Source organism: Psychrobacter sp. DD43 (genome assembly GCF_904846555.1).
GTDB classification, from domain to species: Bacteria; Pseudomonadota; Gammaproteobacteria; order Pseudomonadales; family Moraxellaceae; genus Psychrobacter; species Psychrobacter cryohalolentis.
Genome location: NZ_CAJHBE010000008.1, coordinates 44,203 through 66,184 on the forward strand (window position 1 = coordinate 44,203; position 21,982 = coordinate 66,184).

The 21,982-nt window shown below is 43.0% G+C and carries 35 protein-coding genes; 2 read left to right on the forward strand and 33 right to left on the reverse strand.

The annotated features are described in order from the left end of the window. The first annotated feature begins 209 nt into the window (after positions 1–209). A complete protein-coding gene (locus JMX89_RS06015) occupies positions 210–827 on the forward strand; it encodes an L-threonylcarbamoyladenylate synthase (RefSeq protein WP_201530694.1) in 618 nt (205 codons plus the stop codon). A gap of 121 nt (positions 828–948) precedes the next feature. Here the strand turns inward: JMX89_RS06015 and rplQ are convergent, their stop codons facing one another. From rplQ to JMX89_RS06180, 33 genes are all read right to left on the reverse strand, one after another. Beyond that, a complete protein-coding gene (gene rplQ, locus JMX89_RS06020; protein WP_011279809.1) occupies positions 949–1,308 on the reverse strand; it encodes a 50S ribosomal protein L17 in 360 nt (119 codons plus the stop codon). A 19-nt stretch (positions 1,309–1,327) separates the two neighbouring features. After that, entirely contained in the window at positions 1,328–2,335 is a 1,008-nt protein-coding gene (locus JMX89_RS06025; RefSeq protein ID WP_011279808.1) for a DNA-directed RNA polymerase subunit alpha, read from the reverse strand. Between the two features lie 81 nt (positions 2,336–2,416). Continuing rightward, on the reverse strand, positions 2,417–3,058 hold the full coding sequence (gene rpsD / locus JMX89_RS06030; protein WP_011512865.1) for a 30S ribosomal protein S4: 642 nt from the start codon (positions 3,056–3,058) through the stop codon (positions 2,417–2,419). A gap of 48 nt (positions 3,059–3,106) precedes the next feature. Then, the gene (rpsK, locus tag JMX89_RS06035; RefSeq protein ID WP_010196728.1) at positions 3,107–3,496 is read right to left on the reverse strand and encodes a 30S ribosomal protein S11; all 390 of its coding nucleotides are present in this window, start codon (positions 3,494–3,496) and stop codon (positions 3,107–3,109) included. A gap of 20 nt (positions 3,497–3,516) precedes the next feature. Continuing rightward, positions 3,517–3,873, reverse strand: a complete 357-nt coding sequence (gene rpsM, locus JMX89_RS06040) for a 30S ribosomal protein S13 (RefSeq protein ID WP_011512864.1) — start codon at positions 3,871–3,873, stop codon at positions 3,517–3,519. A gap of 257 nt (positions 3,874–4,130) precedes the next feature. Then, positions 4,131–4,247, reverse strand: a complete 117-nt coding sequence (rpmJ, locus tag JMX89_RS06045) for a 50S ribosomal protein L36 (protein ID WP_010196721.1) — start codon at positions 4,245–4,247, stop codon at positions 4,131–4,133. Between the two features lie 32 nt (positions 4,248–4,279). Continuing rightward, complete coding sequence (gene secY / locus JMX89_RS06050) at positions 4,280–5,611, reverse strand: preprotein translocase subunit SecY (protein ID WP_201530902.1); 1,332 nt, start codon at positions 5,609–5,611, stop codon at positions 4,280–4,282. A gap of 19 nt (positions 5,612–5,630) precedes the next feature. Then, positions 5,631–6,071 (reverse strand): 50S ribosomal protein L15, encoded by a 441-nt coding sequence (gene rplO / locus JMX89_RS06055; RefSeq protein WP_011512862.1) that lies wholly within the window; start codon positions 6,069–6,071, stop codon positions 5,631–5,633. After that, positions 6,071–6,250 (reverse strand): 50S ribosomal protein L30, encoded by a 180-nt coding sequence (gene rpmD / locus JMX89_RS06060; RefSeq protein ID WP_011512861.1) that lies wholly within the window; start codon positions 6,248–6,250, stop codon positions 6,071–6,073. Before rpmD ends, rplO begins: the two co-directional genes overlap by 1 nt. A gap of 20 nt (positions 6,251–6,270) precedes the next feature. After that, positions 6,271–6,786, reverse strand: coding sequence for a 30S ribosomal protein S5 (rpsE, locus tag JMX89_RS06065; protein WP_010196711.1), 516 nt, complete (start codon positions 6,784–6,786; stop codon positions 6,271–6,273). Positions 6,787–6,788: 2 nt separating this feature from the next. After that, positions 6,789–7,139: a 50S ribosomal protein L18 gene (rplR, locus tag JMX89_RS06070; RefSeq protein WP_011279801.1), complete on the reverse strand. Its 351-nt coding sequence runs from the start codon at positions 7,137–7,139 to the stop codon at positions 6,789–6,791. Between the two features lie 11 nt (positions 7,140–7,150). Beyond that, a complete protein-coding gene (rplF, locus tag JMX89_RS06075) occupies positions 7,151–7,684 on the reverse strand; it encodes a 50S ribosomal protein L6 (protein ID WP_011512860.1) in 534 nt (177 codons plus the stop codon). Between the two features lie 174 nt (positions 7,685–7,858). Continuing rightward, the gene (gene rpsH, locus JMX89_RS06080) at positions 7,859–8,257 is read right to left on the reverse strand and encodes a 30S ribosomal protein S8 (protein ID WP_011512859.1); all 399 of its coding nucleotides are present in this window, start codon (positions 8,255–8,257) and stop codon (positions 7,859–7,861) included. Positions 8,258–8,268: 11 nt separating this feature from the next. Continuing rightward, on the reverse strand, positions 8,269–8,574 hold the full coding sequence (rpsN, locus tag JMX89_RS06085; RefSeq protein ID WP_011279798.1) for a 30S ribosomal protein S14: 306 nt from the start codon (positions 8,572–8,574) through the stop codon (positions 8,269–8,271). Between the two features lie 12 nt (positions 8,575–8,586). After that, a complete protein-coding gene (gene rplE, locus JMX89_RS06090) occupies positions 8,587–9,123 on the reverse strand; it encodes a 50S ribosomal protein L5 (RefSeq protein WP_011512858.1) in 537 nt (178 codons plus the stop codon). A gap of 21 nt (positions 9,124–9,144) precedes the next feature. Beyond that, on the reverse strand, positions 9,145–9,462 hold the full coding sequence (gene rplX, locus JMX89_RS06095; protein WP_011512857.1) for a 50S ribosomal protein L24: 318 nt from the start codon (positions 9,460–9,462) through the stop codon (positions 9,145–9,147). 8 nt (positions 9,463–9,470) lie between these two features. Beyond that, positions 9,471–9,839 (reverse strand): 50S ribosomal protein L14, encoded by a 369-nt coding sequence (gene rplN / locus JMX89_RS06100; protein ID WP_010196702.1) that lies wholly within the window; start codon positions 9,837–9,839, stop codon positions 9,471–9,473. 181 nt (positions 9,840–10,020) lie between these two features. Further along, entirely contained in the window at positions 10,021–10,296 is a 276-nt protein-coding gene (gene rpsQ, locus JMX89_RS06105) for a 30S ribosomal protein S17 (RefSeq protein WP_011512856.1), read from the reverse strand. After that, the gene (gene rpmC / locus JMX89_RS06110; RefSeq protein WP_011279794.1) at positions 10,293–10,490 is read right to left on the reverse strand and encodes a 50S ribosomal protein L29; all 198 of its coding nucleotides are present in this window, start codon (positions 10,488–10,490) and stop codon (positions 10,293–10,295) included. The genes rpsQ and rpmC overlap by 4 nt, the downstream gene beginning before the upstream one ends. Continuing rightward, positions 10,490–10,903 (reverse strand): 50S ribosomal protein L16, encoded by a 414-nt coding sequence (gene rplP / locus JMX89_RS06115; protein WP_011512855.1) that lies wholly within the window; start codon positions 10,901–10,903, stop codon positions 10,490–10,492. Before rplP ends, rpmC begins: the two co-directional genes overlap by 1 nt. A 3-nt stretch (positions 10,904–10,906) precedes the next feature. Beyond that, positions 10,907–11,635, reverse strand: coding sequence for a 30S ribosomal protein S3 (gene rpsC, locus JMX89_RS06120; RefSeq protein WP_011512854.1), 729 nt, complete (start codon positions 11,633–11,635; stop codon positions 10,907–10,909). Positions 11,636–11,638: 3 nt separating this feature from the next. Further along, positions 11,639–11,968, reverse strand: coding sequence for a 50S ribosomal protein L22 (gene rplV / locus JMX89_RS06125; RefSeq protein WP_010196689.1), 330 nt, complete (start codon positions 11,966–11,968; stop codon positions 11,639–11,641). A gap of 10 nt (positions 11,969–11,978) precedes the next feature. Continuing rightward, positions 11,979–12,254, reverse strand: coding sequence for a 30S ribosomal protein S19 (gene rpsS, locus JMX89_RS06130; RefSeq protein ID WP_011279791.1), 276 nt, complete (start codon positions 12,252–12,254; stop codon positions 11,979–11,981). Positions 12,255–12,266: 12 nt separating this feature from the next. After that, the gene (gene rplB, locus JMX89_RS06135) at positions 12,267–13,094 is read right to left on the reverse strand and encodes a 50S ribosomal protein L2 (protein ID WP_011512853.1); all 828 of its coding nucleotides are present in this window, start codon (positions 13,092–13,094) and stop codon (positions 12,267–12,269) included. An 11-nt stretch (positions 13,095–13,105) separates the two neighbouring features. Continuing rightward, positions 13,106–13,456, reverse strand: coding sequence for a 50S ribosomal protein L23 (rplW, locus tag JMX89_RS06140; RefSeq protein ID WP_011279789.1), 351 nt, complete (start codon positions 13,454–13,456; stop codon positions 13,106–13,108). Then, on the reverse strand, positions 13,453–14,055 hold the full coding sequence (gene rplD, locus JMX89_RS06145; RefSeq protein ID WP_011512852.1) for a 50S ribosomal protein L4: 603 nt from the start codon (positions 14,053–14,055) through the stop codon (positions 13,453–13,455). Before rplD ends, rplW begins: the two co-directional genes overlap by 4 nt. A 14-nt stretch (positions 14,056–14,069) precedes the next feature. Beyond that, complete coding sequence (rplC, locus tag JMX89_RS06150; protein WP_011512851.1) at positions 14,070–14,708, reverse strand: 50S ribosomal protein L3; 639 nt, start codon at positions 14,706–14,708, stop codon at positions 14,070–14,072. Positions 14,709–14,756: 48 nt separating this feature from the next. Continuing rightward, positions 14,757–15,068: a 30S ribosomal protein S10 gene (rpsJ, locus tag JMX89_RS06155; RefSeq protein WP_010196670.1), complete on the reverse strand. Its 312-nt coding sequence runs from the start codon at positions 15,066–15,068 to the stop codon at positions 14,757–14,759. Positions 15,069–15,555: 487 nt separating this feature from the next. Further along, positions 15,556–17,142 carry an Rne/Rng family ribonuclease gene (locus JMX89_RS06160; protein WP_201530695.1) on the reverse strand — a complete coding sequence of 529 codons (1,587 nt, stop codon included), beginning with the start codon at positions 17,140–17,142 and terminating at the stop codon, positions 15,556–15,558. Positions 17,143–17,366: 224 nt separating this feature from the next. Then, positions 17,367–18,047: a Maf family protein gene (locus JMX89_RS06165; protein ID WP_201530696.1), complete on the reverse strand. Its 681-nt coding sequence runs from the start codon at positions 18,045–18,047 to the stop codon at positions 17,367–17,369. A gap of 137 nt (positions 18,048–18,184) precedes the next feature. Next, positions 18,185–18,670, reverse strand: coding sequence for a rod shape-determining protein MreD (gene mreD, locus JMX89_RS06170; protein ID WP_133105432.1), 486 nt, complete (start codon positions 18,668–18,670; stop codon positions 18,185–18,187). A gap of 142 nt (positions 18,671–18,812) precedes the next feature. Beyond that, positions 18,813–19,673: a rod shape-determining protein MreC gene (gene mreC / locus JMX89_RS06175; RefSeq protein ID WP_201530697.1), complete on the reverse strand. Its 861-nt coding sequence runs from the start codon at positions 19,671–19,673 to the stop codon at positions 18,813–18,815. Between the two features lie 244 nt (positions 19,674–19,917). Then, entirely contained in the window at positions 19,918–20,946 is a 1,029-nt protein-coding gene (locus JMX89_RS06180) for a rod shape-determining protein (RefSeq protein WP_011512846.1), read from the reverse strand. A gap of 690 nt (positions 20,947–21,636) precedes the next feature. Between JMX89_RS06180 and gatC the strand changes: the two genes are divergently transcribed. Continuing rightward, entirely contained in the window at positions 21,637–21,951 is a 315-nt protein-coding gene (gatC, locus tag JMX89_RS06185; protein WP_011512845.1) for an Asp-tRNA(Asn)/Glu-tRNA(Gln) amidotransferase subunit GatC, read from the forward strand. Positions 21,952–21,982: the final 31 nt, after the last annotated feature.

Below are 21,982 nucleotides of genomic sequence, written 5' to 3' on the forward strand. Positions count from 1 at the left end.
AAACCTACAATGTAAGATTTTTTATTATCGTCATCAAAACTCATTACACGACTGGCTATTGTTAACGATTTTATACTCACGTTAACGCCTTGCCCATAAACTTATATTTACTTTACGCTATACTACTTGATAAAGCCGTATTTTAATCTTTAGTACAAAAAGCAAAGTTCATCAATCAAATTCTAATAATTATAAAATAAGGAATTATTATGCAAGTATTTTATATTCATCCAGAAAATCCACAGCCACGGCTGATTGAGCAAGTAGCAGATTTATTACGTAAAGATCAATTGATTATTTATCCGACTGATACCAGTTACGCTTTCGGCTGTCGCTTGGGCGCAAAAGATGCCTTGGAGAAACTAAAACAAATACGCGCACTTGATGATAAACATCAATTCACCCTACTTTGCCGTGATCTAAGTGAGATTGCGAATTATGCTGCAGTAGACAATGTCCAATTTAAACAGCTCAAAGCGCATACACCAGCACCGATTACCTTTATTTTAAACGCGACTAAAGATGTCCCTAAGAAGCTGGCACATGCAAAGAAAAAAACCATTGGTATTCGTGTTCCAAGTAATGCTATTGCCCAAGCTTTATTAGAAGCGATGGATGAACCTATTTTGACCAGCTCATTAATACTACCGAATCGTGATGATATATTAGATGACCCTTTCGAGATCGAAGAATTATTAGGCAATAAGATAGATGGGCTCATTAATGCTGGCATTAAAACCACCAAACTCACGACCATCGTCGATATGACCAGTAGCCAGCCAGAAATCATTCGGCAAGGTGCTGCTGATGTGAACTCATTGCTGTAGATAGATATTTACTGCAATTGAGTAAATATGCACTTCCCTAACGATCATACAAAAATTTAAACGAAAAAAAGCTCCAATTGAATTGGAGCTTTTTTATGTACATATTTTGGTTATTGTAAAATTAGTCGCGATCAACCAATTCTACATAAGCCATAGGCGCATTGTCACCATCACGGTAACCACATTTTACGATACGCAAATAACCACCTGGACGAGCTTGGTAACGAGGACCAAGAGTACCAAATAATTTGCCTACCATAGCTTTGCTACGCATACGGCTAAATGCCAAGCGACGGTTAGCAACGCTGTCTTCTTTAGCCATAGTGATCAATGGCTCAGCAACGCGACGTAACTCTTTTGCTTTTGGTAAAGTTGTTTTGATCAGTTCATGCTCAAATAATGAGTTGGTCATGTTCTGAAACATTGCCTTACGATGACTGCCGGTACGACCCAGCTTGACTCCACTCTTACGATGGCGCATAGTCAAAAATCCTTAAAGTTTAACGGCTACGATAAGAAAAGCGATCATCAACACGTAAATCAGCTGGTGGCCAGTTATCTAGGCGCATACCAAGCTCCAAATCTTTAGACGCTAGTACGTCTTTGATTTCTGTCAATGATTTCTTACCAAGATTTGGGGTTTTTAGAAGTTCAGTCTCTGAACGCTGTACCAAATCACCGATATAGTAAATGTTTTCAGCTTTTAAGCAGTTGGCTGAGCGAACCGTTAGTTCAAGATCGTCCACAGGGCGTAATAGCACCGGATCAACCTCTTCTTTTTCTTTCACAGGCTCAGGCGCTTCTTCAGCTTCTAGGTCAACAAAGATAGAAATCTGTTGTTGTAATATAGTGGCTGCTTTACGAATTGCTTCTTCTGGATCTATAGTGCCATTTGTTTCAAGCTCAATGATAAGACGATCAAGATCGGTACGTTGTTCTACACGTGCGTTCTCAACCTGATAAGCAACACGAAGCACAGGACTAAAACTTGCATCAAGTTTTAAGCGTCCAATCGCTTTAGTATCACCATCTTCACGGCGCTGGTTTGCTGGCTCATATCCACGACCCATTACTACGCGCAAACGCATCTTTAGATGACCACGATCACTCAATGTACCCAATACCAATTCTGGATTGATGATGTCCACATTGTGCGGTAACGTGATGTCTGCAGCAGTAATAGTGCCTGGACCTTGTTTATCCAAGGTCAAAAATACTTCATTTTGGTCATGAAGGGTGATTGCTAAGCCTTTTAAGTTCAAAAGCAAATCAAGCACATCTTCTTGTAGTCCTTCAAGCGTTGAGTATTCATGGTCAACACCATCAATCTCAGCTTCAATGACTGCAGCACCAGGTAATGAAGATAACAAGATGCGACGTAAGGCATTACCCAAGGTATGCCCAAAGCCGCGTTCTAACGGTTCGAGCGTGACTTTCGCAATCGTTTCATTAACCGTATCCACGTTGATGGCGTTCGGCGTTAGAAACTCAGTTGCATTTAGCATCATGATGTCACCTCGATTTATTAAACTGGTTTAATTAACGTTAATTGCTCAATGCCATGTGAACAGCATCGAGCAGTACGTTACTTACTTAGAGTATAGCTCAACGATTAAGCTTTCGTTGATTTCAGCAGGTAGATCAATACGATCAGGCGCTTTTTTGAACGTGCCCTGTAGCTTGCTGTGATCAACATCTAGCCATTCTGGAATACCACGTTGGGTAGCCAGCTCAATTGCGTTTTTAATACGTAATTGCTCGCGAGACTTCTCTTGGATAGCGATGACATCACCATCTTGCAACTGAATTGATGGAATATTCACACGAATAAACTCATCACGGCCAGCTTTTTTCACCATAACAGTACGATGGCTAACTAGCTGACGTGCTTCAGCGCGCGTAGAGCCAAAGCCCATACGATATACTACGTTATCAAGACGACTCTCAAGCATTGCTAACAAGTTTTCACCAGTAGCGCCACGCTTACGAGCAGCTTCTTTGTAGTAGTTTGCAAACTGACGCTCTAATACACCGTAGATACGCTTAACTTTTTGTTTTTCACGTAACTGTAGAGAGTACTCTGAGCTTTTGTTACGGCTAACACCATGTTGACCAGGTGGACGAGCCGATTTTTTCGTTTTTACGTCGTATGGTTTAACACCAGACTTAAGACCTAAGTCAGTGCCTTCACGACGTGATAATTTGAGTTTTGGTCCAATATAACGGGCCATTGTTATGTCTCCTATAAGCTTCTATTATAAAAAGCTTCGTCTTTAATATTAGACGCGGCGCTTTTTCGGCGCACGGCAACCATTGTGTGGGATTGGGGTTACATCAGAGATGCTGTTGACTTTATAACCCAATGCACCTAGTGCTCTTACCGCAGACTCACGACCCGGTCCTGGTCCTTTGACCAAAACATCGATGTTCTTAACACCATATTCTTGAGCCGCTTTACCAGCGACTTCAGCTGCAACCTGAGCTGCAAATGGTGTAGATTTACGTGAACCACGGAAGCCTTGTCCACCTGAAGTGGCCCAAGCCAATGCATTACCTTGACGATCGGTAATCGTAACAATGGTGTTATTAAAAGACGCATGGATATGGGCAATGCCCTCCGATACTGAACGACGAGCCACCTTTTTGCGACTGCGAGTGTCTTTTGCCATCTTTTAGCTTCCTAAGTTAATTATCTTTTGAGAGGGCGTGTCGGACCCTTACGAGTACGAGCGTTGTTCTTGGTGTTTTGACCTCTGACTGGTAAGTTACGACGATGGCGGATGCCACGGTAACAACCAAGATCAACCAAGCGCTTGATATTCATTGACACTTCACGACGAAGATCACCTTCAGTCATGTATTCTGCAACTTGTGCACGGATAGCATCTAACTGTGTATCATCTAACTGACTGACTTTAGTACTAGGGGCAATGCCAACTGCTTCTAAGATTTTCTGAGCAGTGGTACGACCTACACCAAAGATGTAAGTTAGTGAAATAACAGCATGCTTATTATCCGGAATGTTTACGCCGGCAATACGAGCCATTGATTTCTCTCCATTAAAGAAAAATACCCTTATTGATTAAAATAAAGTGTTATTTTTCAGATTTGTTGCTGTCAATACTAAAGCTTTTATAATTATTATCGCTGCTTCGAGTTGGTAAACCAATCTATTCATTGATCATTTCATAAAAGATTTTGCATAAACTACGGCAAGTGGCGGATGATATCGCATCCGCCGTCATTTTTCAAGTATTAATTTAATAAGCAAACCAATCACTTAAAACTGACTTGCTTAAATTATTAACCTTGGCGTTGCTTGTGGCGAGGTTCTGCGGTACAAATGATATGTACACGGCCTTTACGGCGCACAACTTTACAGCTACCACAAATCTTTTTAACTGATGCTTGAACTTTCATAGCATACTCCTTTGAGATATCGTACCGCTCATTTAAGATTGAGTGGGCGATTGAATTAACGTCTGATCATGATATTGATGGGTCATCAAATGCGCTTGAATCTGCGAGATGAAGTCCATTACCACAACCACCATAATCAGTAACGACGTACCACCAAGTTGAAACGGCACACCAAACGATGACTGCACGACCATTGGCATTAAACAAATAACCGTCATATATATCGCGCCAATGAAGGTCAATCGGTTTAATACATGATCGAGGTAACGCTGAGTTTGTTGTCCTGGGCGAATACCTGGGATATACGCACCACTACGTTTAAGGTTTTCAGCCACTTCACGCGGACTAAATACCAATGCCGTGTAGAAGTAACAGAAAAAGATAATCATTGCACCAAATAGAACGAGATACAGCGGCTGTCCTGGGGACAACACCAATGCCATATTTTGCAATATCTTTTGCGTCAAGGTAGGATCAGGCGATTGACCAACCCACTGCCCTAAACTTGCAGGAAACAATAGCAATGAGCTAGCAAAAATAGCAGGAATAACCCCTGCCATATTTAGTTTCAACGGCAAATGTGATTGCTGCTGAGCGTAAATCTTGCGACCTTGCTGTTGTTTTTGCGCATAATTGACAGGAACACGGCGCTGAGCACGTTCAATATAGACGATACCCGCAGTAACCGCGACACCTAACAATGCAAAGATAAAGAGGACAATCAAGTTCATTTGACCTTGGTTGACCTGTTCAATAGACTGCGAAATCATACCTGGCGTACCAGCCACAATACTCGCAAAAATGAGCATTGAGATACCATTACCTACGCCGCGCTCTGTAATCTGCTCACCAAGCCACATTAAGAACATAGCACCAGCTACCAATGAAGTAACCGCTGGAATATAGAAAGTCAGACCAGAAGATAAAGTAAGATTTTGGCTGATTAAGCCAGCACACATCCCTAATGACTGTACTAGAGCTAATGCAAGTGTCCCTTGACGGGTATACTTGTTTAGCTTACGTCGTCCCGCTTCACCCTCTTTTTTGAGAGCTTCAAGCGATGGCAATACCGCAGACATCATCTGTACAATAATCGATGCTGAGATATATGGCATAATACCAAGTGCCATGATGGACATACGCTCTAGTGCACCACCTGAGAACATATTAAACATGCTCAGGATGGTATTTTCGTTGCGCGAAAACAGATCAGCCAAGTTAACCGGATTGATACCCGGTACTGGGATATGCGACCCAAAACGATAAACAATCAATGCGCCGATTAAGAATAACAAACGCGTCCATAGCTCATCATACTTACGTATAAAGGCAAAAGGATTAAGCGGTATACCAGTCGATGACATTGATTGCTTTGACACGTTACTACTCCTCGATGCTACCACCAGCAGCTTCGATTGCTTGCTTAGCGCCTTTAGTCACTTTGATACCTTTAAAAGTATAAGCTTTAGTGACTTCACCCGACAACATAACGCGCGCACGCTTCATGTCACGACGGATAAGGTTAGCAGCTTTCAAAGTTTCAATACTAACGACATCGCCTTCAATTTGGCTCAGTTCAGACAGACGAACTTCAGCAGTCGTCATAGCCATTTTACTAGTAAAACCAAATTTTGGTAGACGACGATATAAAGGCATTTGACCACCTTCAAATCCTGAGCGTATGCTAGAACCTGAACGAGATTTCTGACCTTTTACACCACGACCACCAGTTTTACCAAGGCCTGAACCGATACCACGACCACGACGTTGGGCAGTTTTCTTTGCGCCAACACCTGGTGATAATTCATTTAATCTAAGACCCATTACGCTTCCTCCACTTTTACCAAGTAGTTAACGCGATTGACCATACCACGAGTTGAAGGAGTATCTTCTACTACAACAGAATGATTAATACGGCGTAAACCCAATCCTTTCAAGCATGCTTTGTGGCTCTTGAGGCGATGGGCACCCGATTTGAATTGAGTGACTTTCATTTTTTTCATCGTAACTCACCTAGTCTAAGTTAACCCAAGATTTCGTCTACAGATTTACCACGTTTTGCTGCCATCTTTTCTGGAGTTGACATATCACGTAAACCGTTAAACGTTGCACGAACAACGTTAGCAGTGTTGGTAGAACCATAACATTTAGTCAAAACATCTTTGACACCAGCAACTTCTAATACAGCACGCATTGCGCCACCAGCGATTACGCCAGTACCTTCAGATGCAGGTTGCATATAGACTTTACTAGCACCATGACGTGCTTTGATCGGATGATACAAAGTTGCATCATTTAGCTCAACAGTAATCATATTACGTTTGGCAGCTTCTAGTGCTTTTTGAATAGCAGCTGGCACTTCACGTGCTTTACCGCGACCAAAACCAACACGACCATTACCATCACCAACTACAGTTAGTGCAGTAAAAGAGAAAATACGACCACCTTTAACAACTTTTGCAACGCGATCAACGGTAACTAAGCGTTCTACTAGACCGTCAGTCTGTTCATTTTTATCATTTTTATCATTTCTAGCCATGATTAAAACTCCAATCCGTTTTCGCGAGCAGCTTCAGCTAAAGCTTTTACTCGACCATGATATTTAAAACCACTACGGTCAAATGCAACTTTAGTAATACCAGCTGCTTTTGCGCGTTCTGCGATCATTTGGCCTACAGACGTCGCTGCATCAGCGTTACCAGTCGCGCCTGAACGCAAGCTGCTGTCTAAGGTAGATGCCTGAGCAATCACTTCACCACCGTTCGGAGAGATAATCTGGGCATAGATGTGTCTTGGCGTACGATTAACCGTTAGACGATGAACGCCCAAAAAACGGATATGTGCGCGGGTTTTCTTAGCTCGACGTAGACGAGCTGCTTTTTTATCAAACATTTCAACTCACCTTATTTTTTCTTGGCTTCTTTGCGAATCACATGCTCGTCACTATAACGAATACCTTTACCTTTGTAAGGCTCAGGTGGGCGGAAACCGCGGATATCGGCTGCTGCTTGACCAAGCTGCTGCTTATCGTTTGATTTTAAAACGATTTCAGTTTGCGTTGGAGTTTCAGCTGATACACCTTCAGGTAACGTATATTCTACTGGATGTGAGTAACCAACGTTTAGCGTTACTTTATTACCAGCAGCTTGAGCACGGTAACCAACACCAATCAACTGAAGACGTTTTTCAAAGCCTTCGTTAACGCCTATTACTAAATTGTTTAGTAAAGAGCGCATGGTGCCAGTATGCATCATCGCTTCTTTTGAATCGACTGTAGGTGAGAAAATGATTGCATCATCTTCCTGTTTCAGCTCGACCAATTCATGCAGGCGTAAAGACATATTGCCGTTCTTGCCTTTAACTTCGACCTGCCGATCGTTCAAAGTAACGCTTACACCGTTTGGCAGCGTCACTGGGGCTTTAGCCACACGAGACATAGGAATATTCCTTAGAAAATTAACTTCTTTATATTAGCGAAAAAACTAACAGGCTAAAAAGCGTGTTAGTTTAGCATAGTTGACCGCGTTAGACACCTAACAATGTTAAATAATTTATCATTACCACATTGAAAGAAGCCTAACAGCGTCAAATAGACTTTATCGTCGTGTAGCTTACGCTACAAATGCGACGACTTCACCACCGATACCAGCAGCGCGTGCAGCACGATCAGTCATGATGCCTTGGCTAGTTGATACAATAGCAACACCCATACCTTGCTTAACAGTAGGGATAGCGTCTTTACCGCGATGCTGGCGTAAACCAGGACGGCTAAAACGTTGAATCGTTTCGATGACAGCTTTGCCTTCGAAGTATTTTAATACGATGGTTAAAGTTGCTTTGTTGTTGTTTTCTTCAGTAACAACAGCGCTAGCAACATAACCTTCGTTAACCAACAAATCAGCGATTGATTTGCGTAGCTTAGAGTTCGGCATTGCTACCGATACTTTATTAGCCATTTGTGCGTTACGAATACGGGTTAGCATATCCCCAACGGTATCTTGCATACTCATATAGTTACCCCTTACCAGCTTGCTTTACGAACACCAGGCACATCGCCTTGCATGACACGCTCACGCAGCATATTGCGTGATAAGCCAAACTTGCGGAAGTAACCGTGAGGACGACCCGTGATAGCACAACGATTGCGCAGACGTACTGGTGATGCGTTACGTGGTAAAGCTTGTAGCTCTAGCATCGCTTCCATACGAGTTTCGTCACTTGCAGTCATATCACTGATAGTTTCTTTTAGCTTGATACGCTTATCAGCGTACTTAGCAACCATTTTTTCGCGCTTTAATTCGCGGTTAATCATGCTCTTCTTTGCCATAACGTCTTTACCTTATTTAAATGGGAAGCCGAAAGCTTTAAGCAACGCACGACCTTCTTCATCAGATTGAGCTGACGTAGTAATTGTCACATCCATACCACGGATACGATCAATCTTGTCAAAGTCTACTTCTGGGAATACGATTTGTTCTTTGATACCCAATGAGTAGTTACCACGTCCGTCAAAGGCTTTAGGAGAAAAACCACGGAAATCACGAATACGAGGAATTGCAATGGCAATGAGACGATCTAAAAATTCGTACATTTGCTCACCGCGTAGCGTTACTTTACAGCCAATTGGCCATTCTTCACGAATTTTAAAGCCAGCAACTGATTTACGCGCTTTGGTGACTACAGGTTTTTGACCAGCAATAGCAGTCATATCAGCCACAGCACCTTCAAGCAATTTCTTGTCTTGAGACGCGCCGCCTACACCCATATTTAGTGTGATTTTAGTGATTTTTGGCACTTGCATCACATTCGCCAAACCAAGTTCTTCTTTGATTTGCTGTTTTAATTCTTCGTTATATAAAGATTTTAATCTTGCCATTACCATTACACCCTTAGTGTCTTACGCAGTCGCCACTACTTCACCGTTCGAACGATACAGGCGTTGTTTCTTGCCGTCTTCGCCGAACTGATAAGTAATACGATCAGCTTTTTGGGTTTGCGCATTTAAGATTGCGACATTTGAGATATGCAGAAAAGCTTCTTGCTTAAGAATGCCGCCTTCAACGCCAGTTGCCTGATTTGGCTTCTGATGTTTAGTGACAATGTTAATGCCTTCAACTTTAATACGATCGTTTTTTACAGCTTGTACAGTACCTTGCTTGCCTTTGTCTTTCCCAGCAATCACGATAACTGTATCGCCTTTACGTAATTTTGACATGGATTACCTCACAATACTTCTGGTGCTAGTGATACAATTTTCATAAACTGATCACCACGTAGTTCACGAGTTACCGGTCCAAAAATACGAGTTGCAATCGGCGCTTTGTTTTGGTTCAACAATACCGCAGCATTGTCGTCAAAACGTAATACCGAACCATCAGGACGACGAACGCCTTTTTTGGTACGTACAACTACCGCATTCATCACGTCGCCTTTTTTAACACGACCGCGAGGAATGGCTTCTTTAACCGTTACTTTAATAATGTCGCCAACTGATGCATAACGACGATGAGAGCCACCCAGTACTTTAATGCACTGAACTCGTCTTGCACCGCTATTATCTGCAACTTCCAGCATAGATTCAACCTGAATCATAGCGTTACTCCACACGTATGAGCAATAAAAACCAGTTGCTGCCGCTAGCACAGTATGAGTAGTCGGCATTTTAATATTAATAACCGCTGCTACTCTTAATGTGAGTGATATACGCTCGGCGCAATCAGTATCCTTAAAAAGGCAGCTATTTTAACAGCTTCTGGCTTTTAATGCAATTTACTTAGATTTTTTCTACTTTTTCAACCACATCAACCAAAGTCCAAGACTTGGTTTTTGAGATTGGACGCGTTTCTTTGATGCGGACAAGATCGCCTTGTTGGCAAACATTATTCTCATCATGTGCTTTGATTTTAGTAGAACGACGAAGCTGCTTGCCATATAAAGGATGACGAACCAGACGCTCAATCAAAACCGTGATGGACTTGTCCATCTTGTCACTGACAACTCGTCCTGTCAGAACACTAGCATTGGTCGTTGCTTGATTGTTATCGCTCATGAGTCGCCTCGTTGTTTCTCGTTAATCAAAGTCTGAAGCTGAGCAATCGCACGACGATTGACACGTACTTCATGGGTATTCCCCAACTGACCAGTTGCTTTAGCCATACGAATACGGAAAGCATCAAGTTGCTTTTCATCAAGTAACTGGGTCAGTTCTTCTAATGATTTATCACGTAATTCACTGATCTTCATTACATTATCGTCCGCTTAACAATGGTAGTTTTAAAGGGCAGTTTAGCTGCAGCAAGCGTTAACGCTTCGCGAGCAAGCTCTTCTGAAATCCCTTCAAGTTCATATAGTATTTTACCAGGTTTGATTTCGCATACCCAATATTCTACAGGACCTTTACCTTTACCCATACGTACTTCTAATGGTTTATTGGTAATTGGTTTGTCTGGGAAAACGCGAATCCAAATCTTACCGCCACGCTTAATTTTACGAGTGATGGTACGGCGTGCTGCTTCAATTTGACGGGCAGTCATACGACCACGAGTCAAAGATTTTAGACCAATTTGTCCGAATGCAACGGTGCTTCCACGATGAGCTAGCCCAGTGTTACGACCTTTGTGCATTTTACGAAACTTGGTACGTTTTGGCTGTAACATAGTTTAACCTCTGTCTGTGTTTCGACGGTTTCCGTTTCCACGACCACGGCGTTTTGGCGCACGAGTCTGCTCTTCTTTAACGGGATTGTATACACTGTTCATACCGTCAAGGATTTCGCCACGGAAGATCCAAACTTTTACACCGATGGTGCCGTAAGTGGTTTCCGCACGTACTGACGAATAGTCGATATCAGCGCGTAGTGTATGCAGTGGCACACGACCTTCACGGTACCATTCAGTACGAGCAATCTCAGCACCGCCAAGACGGCCAGACAGCTCAACTTTAATACCTTTAGCACCAGAACGCATGCTGTTCTGTACCGCACGCTTCATAGCACGGCGGAACATAACACGACGCTCAAGCTGACTTGCGATGCCTTCCGCTACTAAATGAGCATCAAGATCAGGCGAGGTGATTTCTTCAATGTTGACCTGAGCAGGTACGCCCATAATTTTGGTCAATTCTTTTTGAAGTCTTTCAATATCTTCGCCTTTCTTACCGATAACAATACCAGGACGCGCAGTGGCGATGGTAATCTTAGCAGCACCAGTAGGACGCTCAATCATGATTTTGCTAATCATAGCACTATCAAGTTTCTTGCGCAGATATTCACGAACCTGAATGTCGTTAATTAGGTATTCTGAGTATTGTTTAGGGCTAGCATACCAGTTTGCGTTATGCTTTTTTACAACACCAAGACGAATTCCGATTGGATGTACTTTTTGTCCCATAACTTATTCCCCTACCTTTATAGTGATGTGACAGGTACGCTTACTAATACGATCAGCGCGACCTTTAGCACGTGGTAGGATACGTTTTAGCGTAATGCCTTCATCAACGTAGATGGTTGATACTTTAAGAGTATCGATATCTAAACCGTTGTTGTTTTCAGCATTGGCGATGGCAGAGTTAAGACATTTCTTAACAAAAACCGCGCCTTTTTTATTGCTATACGTTAGGATATCCAAAGCACGCTCAATAGATTTGCCACGAACTTCATCAGCAACGAGTCTAACTTTTTGTGCCGATATGGCGGCACCGCGTAATTTTGCAGTTACTTCCATGGTAAGCACCTTATCTCTTAGCTTTCTTGTCAATGCCGTGACCACGATATGTACGAGTCGGGGCAAATTCACCTAGTTTATGACCAACCATCTGTTCACTTACGATAACCGGTACATGAGTACGGCCATTGTGAACAGATAAAGTTAGGCCAACCATTTGTGGCAGAATCATTGAACGGCGCGACCAAGTTTTAATTGGTTTGCGTGAGTTGGTTTCTAATGCAGTTTCAACTTTAGCAAATAAATGCGCGTCTATGAATGGACCTTTTTTCAATGAACGAGGCATGAAATTCTTCCTTTATTTCTTCTTGGCGCGACGGCGGATGATCATGTTGTCAGTACGCTTATTGTGACGCGTTTTAAGTCCTTTAGACTTCTGACCCCAAGGGCTAGTAGGATGGCGACCTTTGTTACGACCTTCACCACCACCATGTGGGTGATCAACCGGGTTCATAGCGACACCACGAACAGAAGGACGAATACCTCTCCAACGTGAAGCACCGGCTTTACCAAGTGATTTCAAGTTGTTTTCAGTATTAGAAACTTCACCGATAACAGCACGGCAATTTACGTGTACACGGCGAGTTTCGCCAGAACGCAAACGAAGAATTGCATAAATACCGTCACGACCTAGTAGCTGAACGCTAGCACCCGCAGCACGAGCCATCTGTGCGCCTTTACCGATTTTAAGTTCGATATTATGGATCACAGTACCTAGTGGTATGTTTTTTAGCGGTAAACAGTTACCTGGACGAATTGGTGATAATTCACCTGACATTACAGTATCGCCAACTGCTTGCTTTTTAGCAGCGATAATATAACGACGTTCGCCGTCAGCGTACTTAAGTAAAGCAATATGCGCAGTACGGTTAGGATCGTATTCAATACGCTCTACTGTAGCTGGGATATTGTCTTTAGTGCGTTTAAAATCGATAATACGATAATGTTGCTTATGACCACCGCCGATGTGACGAGTAGTGATACGGCCATTATTGTTACGACCACCGGTCTTGCTTTTTGATTCTAGAAGCGCTGCAAACGGACGACCTTTATAAAGGTGTGGATGCACTACTTTTTCAACAAAACGACGGCCTGGTGATGTTGGCTTTGCTCTTACGATAGGCATGAGTGTAATCCTTATTCGTTATTCGCTGTTTCACTAGTAGAAGCAGTCGTATTTGCGACCTCTTCACCAGCATCAGCCATTTGTACATCTTGACCAGCTTTTAAGGTAACATAGGCTTTTTTATAGTCATTACGACGGCCGATACTTTTACCAAAACGCTTTGTCTTACCTTTAACGTTCAATGTGTTTACTTTTAAAACTTCAACACCTTCAAACATCATCTCAACTGCTTTTTTAACTTCAAGCTTAGTAGCCTTAGAGTCAATTTTAAATACCTGCACACCAAGTGAGTCGCCAAGCATTTGAGATTTCTCTGAGAATACAGGTCCTCTTAGGATCTGATAAAGTCTTGCGTTATTCATGCTAGTGCTTCCTCAAATTGTTTCGCAGCTTCGACTGTCATGATCACTTTATCAAAAGCGATCAAGCTCACTGGATCCACTTCACTTGTATCAAGTACATTGACATGTGGGATGTTGCGAGCAGCTAAGTATAAGTTTTCGTCAACTTCTTTGGTGACGATTAATGCACGTGATGCATTTAACTCACCTAACTTTGCGATCAGCTCTTTGGTCTTAGGACCAGAAACGCTTATCTCTTCAACCAAAATCAGACGCTCTTGGCGAATCAATTCGGCTAGGATGCACTGCATAGCACCGCGATACATCTTACGGTTAACTTTCTGTGACCAATCTTGTGGCTTAGCCGCGAATGCACGACCGCCCCCACGCCAGATTGGGCTACGAATAGAACCTGCACGAGCGCGACCAGTACCTTTTTGGCGCCATGGCTTAATGCCACCACCAGAAACTTCGGCACGGGTCTTTTGAGCGCGTGTACCTTGGCGAGCACCAGCAAGATATGCGGTGACGACTTGATGCACTAGTGCTTCGTTGAATTCACGACCGAAAGCCGTATCAGAAAGCTCAACTGCCGCCCCTGTAACTGTTTTTAAATCCACGTTAATCCCCTTGCTTAGGCTTTGACTGACGGACGTACGATGACATCGCCACCGGTGGCACCTGGGATAGCACCCTTGATGACAAGTAACCCATTTTCAACATCAACCGATATCACTTCTAGGCCTTGAACGGTAACGCGTTTGTTACCCATCTGACCTGGCATTTTTTTGCCTTTGAAGACTTTACCTGGTGACTGGTTTTGACCAGTTGAACCAATGGCACGGTGAGATACTGAGTTACCATGAGTGGCATCTTGCATGCTGAAGTTGTGACGCTTCACGCCGCCTTGAAAGCCTTTACCTTTACTGTTTCCTGTGACATCAACCATCTGACCTTGTTCGAACAAGTCAGCTAGGATCTCACCACCAATCTCACGACCTTCAAGATCGCTGTCATTGGCACGAAATTCCCAAACACCACGACCAGCGGCAACGCCGGCTTTAGCGAAGTGACCTTTTTGAGCTGCTGTTACGCGGCTGTCACGACGGGTGCCTGTAGTAACTTGGATGGCTTGATAGCCATCTACATCAGTATTTTTTACTTGAGTAATGCGGTTAGCACTGATCTCAACCACTGTTACAGGGATAGATGCGCCTGCTTCAGTGAAGACACGGGTCATGCCGCATTTTTTACCGACTAAACCGATCGCCATTTTAGACCTCTTTATATCTTATATTAATGGGTTGGGTGTTTATGTGCATTAACCCAAAGCAATTTGAACGTCAACACCCGCCGCTAAGTCAAGCTTCATTAGCGCATCCACAGTTTTATCGGTAGGTTGAACAATGTCAACCATACGCTTATGAGTACGGATTTCGTACTGATCACGAGCGTCTTTGTTTACGTGTGGTGAAGTTAGAACGTTGAAGCGCTCAATGCGAGTCGGCAACGGTACAGGACCACAAACTTGCGCACCGGTGCGCTTTGCAGTATCAACAATCTCTTGTGCAGATTGATCAATCAGACGATGATCAAAAGACTTAAGACGGATACGGATTCTCTGGTTAGCCATGCCAGCAAGCTCCTAATATGTGCTTTTGTCATTCTTGCTTTGCAAGGATATGAGCAAAAGCCGTTTGGTTAAATATTCACTTAAAGCGGCCTTCTGTTCTAAACCAGAATGAGTTCTTTATCCGAACTTATAGCGTGCCAAAAGCAAAATAGTTTAAAGCCCCGCCGACCCTTCCATTGTAGGATGTCAGCAAAGGCATAATGAAATAGTGCTAGAAACGATGCTCTAGCTGTCATAGCGCCAGCTGTTTGATTGGCTGCGCATATATAATTCAGTGGTCTGTATTATACATAATAATCAGATGATTGCAAGGGGATTATTTACAATGATATACACAACTGTTTGATATAAATATTGGTTTTTAAACCAAATTCTCTTAACTTTTAACCAATTGCTTACTAAGCATCAAAGCTAAACCGTCCCATTAAATGCCCTAAGTTTTCAACATTTGACGGCAATACTTACTATTCAGATCCCGCCTTGAGGTTCAATCTAATACTATATCGTATTGTTCTTGGGTATATAAATTCTCAACATCAAAGGTAATCACTCTACCAAGCAAATACTCTAAATCTGCCACGGTATCCGATTCTGACGTCAGTAATAAATCAATCACTGCCGCATGAGCGACCACCGTAAACTTCTTTGGAGAGTTATAAGTACGAGCACAGCGCATGATTTCACGAAATATCTCAAAGCAGACCGTCTCAGCGGTTTTGACAAAGCCGCGCCCTTGACAGGTCGAGCAAGGCTCACATAGTTGCTGACCAAGCGATTCACGGGTACGCTTACGGGTCATCTCAACCAAACCAAGCTCACTGACTTGAGTGATTTTGGTTTTGGCATAATCTTGTACTAACTGTGACTGCAAGCTCTCTAAGATATCATCCTTGTGCTGCTGCTCAAGCATATCGATGAAGTCTAGGATAATAATACCGCCTAGATTACGTAAGCGCAGTTGACGGGCTATCGCGTGTGTTGCCTCTAGATTCGTTTTGTAGACGGTATCTTCTAATGAACGCCCACCAACGAATGAGCCAGTATTGACATCAATGGTGGTCATCGCTTCAGTTTGGTCAATAATCAGATAGCCGCCCGACTTTAAATCAACGCGACGTTTGAGCGCATCACGTAAATCATCTTCGACGCGGTGCACATCAAACAGAGACTGCTCAGCGGTATAATGTACTATGCGATCATAGACAAAAGGCACAAATTCCTTGGCAAAGTATCTAACCTGCTCATATATCTGCGAATTATCAATCACGACTTTTTCGGTACCAGCGTGTACCAAATCACGGATAGAACGCAGTGGTAGCGATAATTCTTGATAAATAAGCTCTGAGCTTTGATTAGGCTTCATTTCTTGGCGACGGGCGCATATCGTCCGCCATAGCTGCAATAAGTAGTAGATATCTTCTTCAAGTTTATCAACGGGGACACGCTCAGCGGCTGTACGCGCAATCAATCCACCTTTAAGATTAACCGTCTGCATCAGACTAGTAAGCTCAGTCTTGAGACGGGTACGCTCTTCTTCACCATCAATACGCTGCGAGATACCGATATGCTCACTCGATGGCAAGTAGACCAGATAGCGAGATGGCAGTGATATATTGGTGGTTAAGCGCGCGCCTTTACTGCCTAACTGATCTTTGGTGACTTGAACTAAGATACGTTGGCTCTCGTGTAGGCGATGCTGGATGAGAGTTTTCGAAACTGATACAACTTCTGTGTTCTGCGTACTTATTACAGGCGGCGTGATGGCTAAATCGTCAGCCGTCACCTCTATAATAGTGCGCTCATCACCAGTCTTTTCGACTTTAATGCTTTTGGCAGCTGGACGAGGTTCACGCTGCATATCATTAACGTGTAAGAATGCAGTACGTGACTGACCAATATCGACAAAGGCTGCCTGCATACCCGGCAGAACGCGCACCACTGTACCCAAGTAAATGTTACCAACCAAACCCAGTTTATGATGACGCTCAATATAAATCTCGCCCAAGATACCGTTATCTAGTACGGCAACACGGGACTCCATGGGACTAATATTAATCAGCAGCTCTTCGGACATAGTATTTTCTCTTATCACTTAGCTTTCTGGTGAAGCATTCATAGTTTGGTAGCCTGACAGTGTAACAAATGCCGCTTGCTTTTGCCCATGACACAAGCGTGTCATTATGTGCAGATGGTTTAATATCGAACTTCATCTTAAAGCACTGCTGGATCCATACCCCTACTCTAACCTTTTTGAGCATGTAAGCTTTATTAGGTATTATCTATTTAGGCATCAAAATTTTAAAGCGTAGCATTGTTGGTCATCTCTTTAATCAATGCCAGCGTTTGGGCAAGCGGTAAGCCCACTACATTGGTATAGCTGCCATTAATACGGCTAACCCAAGCCGCACCCAACCCTTGAATACCATAGCCACCCGCCTTATCTGCAGGCTCGCCGCTGTCCCAATAATCACTCATCATCTCTGGAGTAAGCACTACAAAGGTGACCTCTGTGCGTTCAATAACTTGTTGCTGATTGATGATTTGCCATACTTGCTCATTATCGAACTCATCAGAACGTTTAGGCTGTAATGAGAGTTGCGTTGCCTGTACCGCCGTCCATACTTCATGAGTACTATCGGACATTTGCTGCCACATACGATAAGCATCTTCGCGATTATTCGGTTTGACCAAGACTGTTTTGCCATCTGGCAATACCCCAATGGTATCAGAGGTCAATAAAATAATAGGCTTCGATAAGAGTAATTGATATAAGTGAGCGTCATTATTCTTTAACTGTCTATTTAGCTGCACAGTTGCTGCCTCTGCTTTGGCGGCAACCATACGAACAATATAGTCTTTGGGCGACTCATCTTGATAAGGCGTTTCATCGATATCAACGCTGATGACAGTAAATTCTAGTTGCGCTCTGTTTAGTAACTCGCGACGACGCGGCGAGCCGGATGCTAAGATAATATCCATCACTACTCTCTATATTATGTAGAAACTTGATATTGATAGGTTTAGTCATAAATAAACGAGGGTCGTTTATCTTTGATGCTTGTAAAAACCATATGTGATGAAAATACTTATATTGATAATCGATGTAACCAACCTGATTAACGCACAAATTTTCGTAACGTCAATAGTACCAATGGCCAGCTAATAATACTCATCAACAAAGAAAAAGTAGATTGGGCAACAAAGACATCTTGTACAAACATCTGTAGCATCCACAGACTTGCTTGAAATACAAACAATCCTAAACTCGCTATTATCCATGCACTAATCGTATTTAGCTGTCTGATATAGATACTGGTCACCTTTATCATAAGCGCCACTGCCACAGCAGAAAAAGCCTGCTGTCCTAAATGAGTATCCATCAGCAAATCAGCAATAAGGCCAATAGCAAAGGCACTAAAAATGCCCACATAACGCGGCTGAAACAATAACCAAAAAATCAATACCATGATCATGATCATAGGACGCAATGTGGCCATACTAGGACTTAATGGATAAACACTGAGCGATGAGGCAATAATAAAACTCAGTACAATCACGGCATGCAGCAGCCCATTTGCATGATCAGAATCAGGATATGCCATGAATACGTACCTTTAGCGGATGTTTAGCAGCTACTTAATAATGAATTCAGCATTGCAGGGAATAAAAAACGAGGAGTAAAACAGCGCACTTAAATAGAATAGCGGCTGGTTATCGGGCAATGATTATCTCTAACAATGACCATCAAGACTCATTGAGGCCAATATTGTTTTTATTAGCCAGCTTGTCTTGCAATATCAGCACATAAGCATTATCGACAAAGTTTGCGGCAGGTGTGACATCAATGCTTCTAAAATTATCCGCTTGCGTGTCTTCAATATGGGTGATACGACCAACACGGTAGCCGGCAGGGATACGCCCCCCTAATCCAGACGAGACCAGCTCATCCCCGACGCGTACATCTGAGGTTTTAAAGACGTACTCAAGGCTCAATGAAGTAGGTATACCCTGACCAGTGACAATAGCGCGCTGACCTGTCCGCTTGACAGTAACGGCGACGGACTGCTGTTCATCAGTAATAAGCAATAAACGGCTGGTATTAGGATAGACATTGATAATCTGCCCTAAAATGCCGTTTTCATCAATGACCGTTTGCCCAACTTGTACCCCATCTTGCTCCCCTTTATTCAACACCACAATTTGACGCAGTAGATTGGTGTCAGTACCAATTACCTGTGCCAGATTTAAATCAAATTGTTCAGGGCGCGTGGTCGATAGAATACCTTGCAGGCGAGCGTTTTGCGCCAAGATATAATCTTGCTGCTGCAATTTAGCTTGCGCGTGAATAAGTTGAGATCTGAGCTGCATGTTTTCGCGGCGCAGCGTTTCTTTTGATTGTAGGCTGCCGCTTGACCAGTGTTGTGCATAACTGGGTAATAATGACAGCTCGTAAATAGGCTGCATTGCGGCGTGGCTCGTTGAGCGTATGGGCTTGAACCATTCTGGATTTTTGCTATCAAACCACATCAATATCAATGCCACTATTAATAAAACAGCAGTCATACGAAGCGCGAGTGGCTGGCGGGCAAAAATACTTGGAGTCATAGTTCGTCTAATGTAGAGGTTTTAATGTGAGCATTAGCCAGCACTGAATAGCACTATATAAAAGGCATTTGATATCAAAAAAAGCTCAGTATCTATCAGATATTGATTGCCTTTATTGATAATATTAAAGGCAACCTTTTTGGCTACCTTCAATGTTATTTATCCACCCTTTCTCATGCCTAGTTATCGTTAACTTCAGCCTTGTCTAACATTGCTAGTATGACAATGCTTGATAAACAGTGATTTATACAAAAATCATATTTAGGCTTTTGTTATTGATAAAATCAAGCGCAATACCGCCACCACGGCTCACGCAAGTTAATGGATCTTCAGCGACTGTAACTGGTAAGCCTGTCTCTCTTGAGATGAGCTTATCTAGGTCACGTAATAGTGCGCCGCCACCAGTCAAGACAATACCGCGTTCAGCGATGTCTGATGACAACTCTGGTGGCGTCTGCTCAAGTGCTGCTTTTACCGCGCTGACGATACCACTTAACGGATCACTCAAAGCTTTCTGCACTTCTTCTGAGTTGACAGTGAAGGTTTTTGGTACGCCTTCTGCCATGCTACGTCCGCGTACTTCTACTTCTAACTGGCTGTCTTCATTTAGCGCAGAGCCAACTTCTTGTTTGATACGCTCAGCCGTGGTTTCACCAATCACGCAGCCATGAATACGACGTACATGGGTAATAATGGCATCATCAAACATATCGCCACCGATACGGATAGACTCAGCATAGACACAACCTGACAAAGCGATAACGGCAATCTCAGTGGTACCACCGCCGATATCAACGACCATCGAACCGCTGGCTTCATGAACCGGCATGCCAGCACCAATCGCTGCTGCCATTGGCTCTTCTAGTAACAATACTTTGCTGGCGCCAGCTGACGATACCGCTTCACGAATCGCTTTTCGCTCAACAAGGGTAGACTTGCAAGGCACGCAAACCACCACATTAGGCTGGGCCATAAAACGCTTAGCCTTTACCTTGGCGATAAAATGCTTAAGCATTTTTTGCGTCACTTCAAAGTCAGCAATTACGCCGTCTTTTAAAGGGCGGATAGCCGTAATATTGGCAGGCGTACGACCCAGCATCTGCTTGGCATCAATACCAACAGCAGCAACGGTAGGGTTCTGTGTGCGATTGCTTCTTAAAGCGACCACCGTAGGCTCATCGAGCACCACGCCTTTACCAGGAATAAAAATAAGGGTGTTCGCAGTACCGAGGTCGATTGCGATATTATTTGATAAAAATCCAAACAGGTTCATGACTAATATTTCCAGCGTATTACAAATGAGGCGAATGAGGCAAATGAGAGTGACCGAGGGATTACTCGTCAGTATTGAGCAGGTCGTCTTTAGACATTACCCGTGGCGAGAGTTTATCATCGTAACAAGTCAAACCGAAGCTATAATGATGAAATGAAAAAACTGAGCTAAATTATACCGATTTGGCTCAAAAAAAACACAGATATTTGCATTAGTACGCTCGGATTTTGCGCTTATGCGCTAAAAGTTGTTACAAAGTTTGAAATCGCAGACCATACCAGCCGCTTTGATGAAACAGCCTTTAATTCAATCACTCACAAGGAGCTACCGTCTTATGATACTTATTAAGTAATTTGCTTGATAACTTGCTTAGCAGCAGCTACCCACTGTAACGTATTTCGTCATTAAATGGGGAGCTATTGACCATCAACTTTTACTATCCAGTCAGCTTTGCATAATTGCTTATTAAGTTGAGCCTTTTTTAATAGAAGAGTCGTGAATAAGCCCTTTTAAACAATCTTGTGAGTAAAGATTGTGCTGTAATCAAGTGTCCTGCTCTGTAAACTTCGGTCAGATGCTTTATAATAAAGCCACTGTATACTTACATCTTTATATAAGTCGCTTATTTTAGTGCTTATCTGTTTTAGTCATATTCTACTCTAACAAAAACTGTCCGTAACTGGAGACACTATGTCACAGCAACCATTAACGTCTGACAACACTGTCAGCCGTGAAGAAATCCTAGAAGTTGCCAACCTTGCCCGTTTAGGTGTCGATGAAAATACTGCCGATAGCTATGCTGCTGATATCTCTAAAATACTTAAGCTGATGAACACGCTTGGTAATGTCGATACCACCGATATCAAACCTTTATCAAACATTCATGAAGCTTGCCAAGATTTGCGTGCTGATGTCGCTAAACACGATATCAATCGTGAACGCAATCAATCGGTCGCCCCTGCTGTCGAAGATGGCTTGTATTTGGTACCGCAAGTGATTGAATAGGCGGCTGGCGCTCTCTGATTTCGTATCTTAC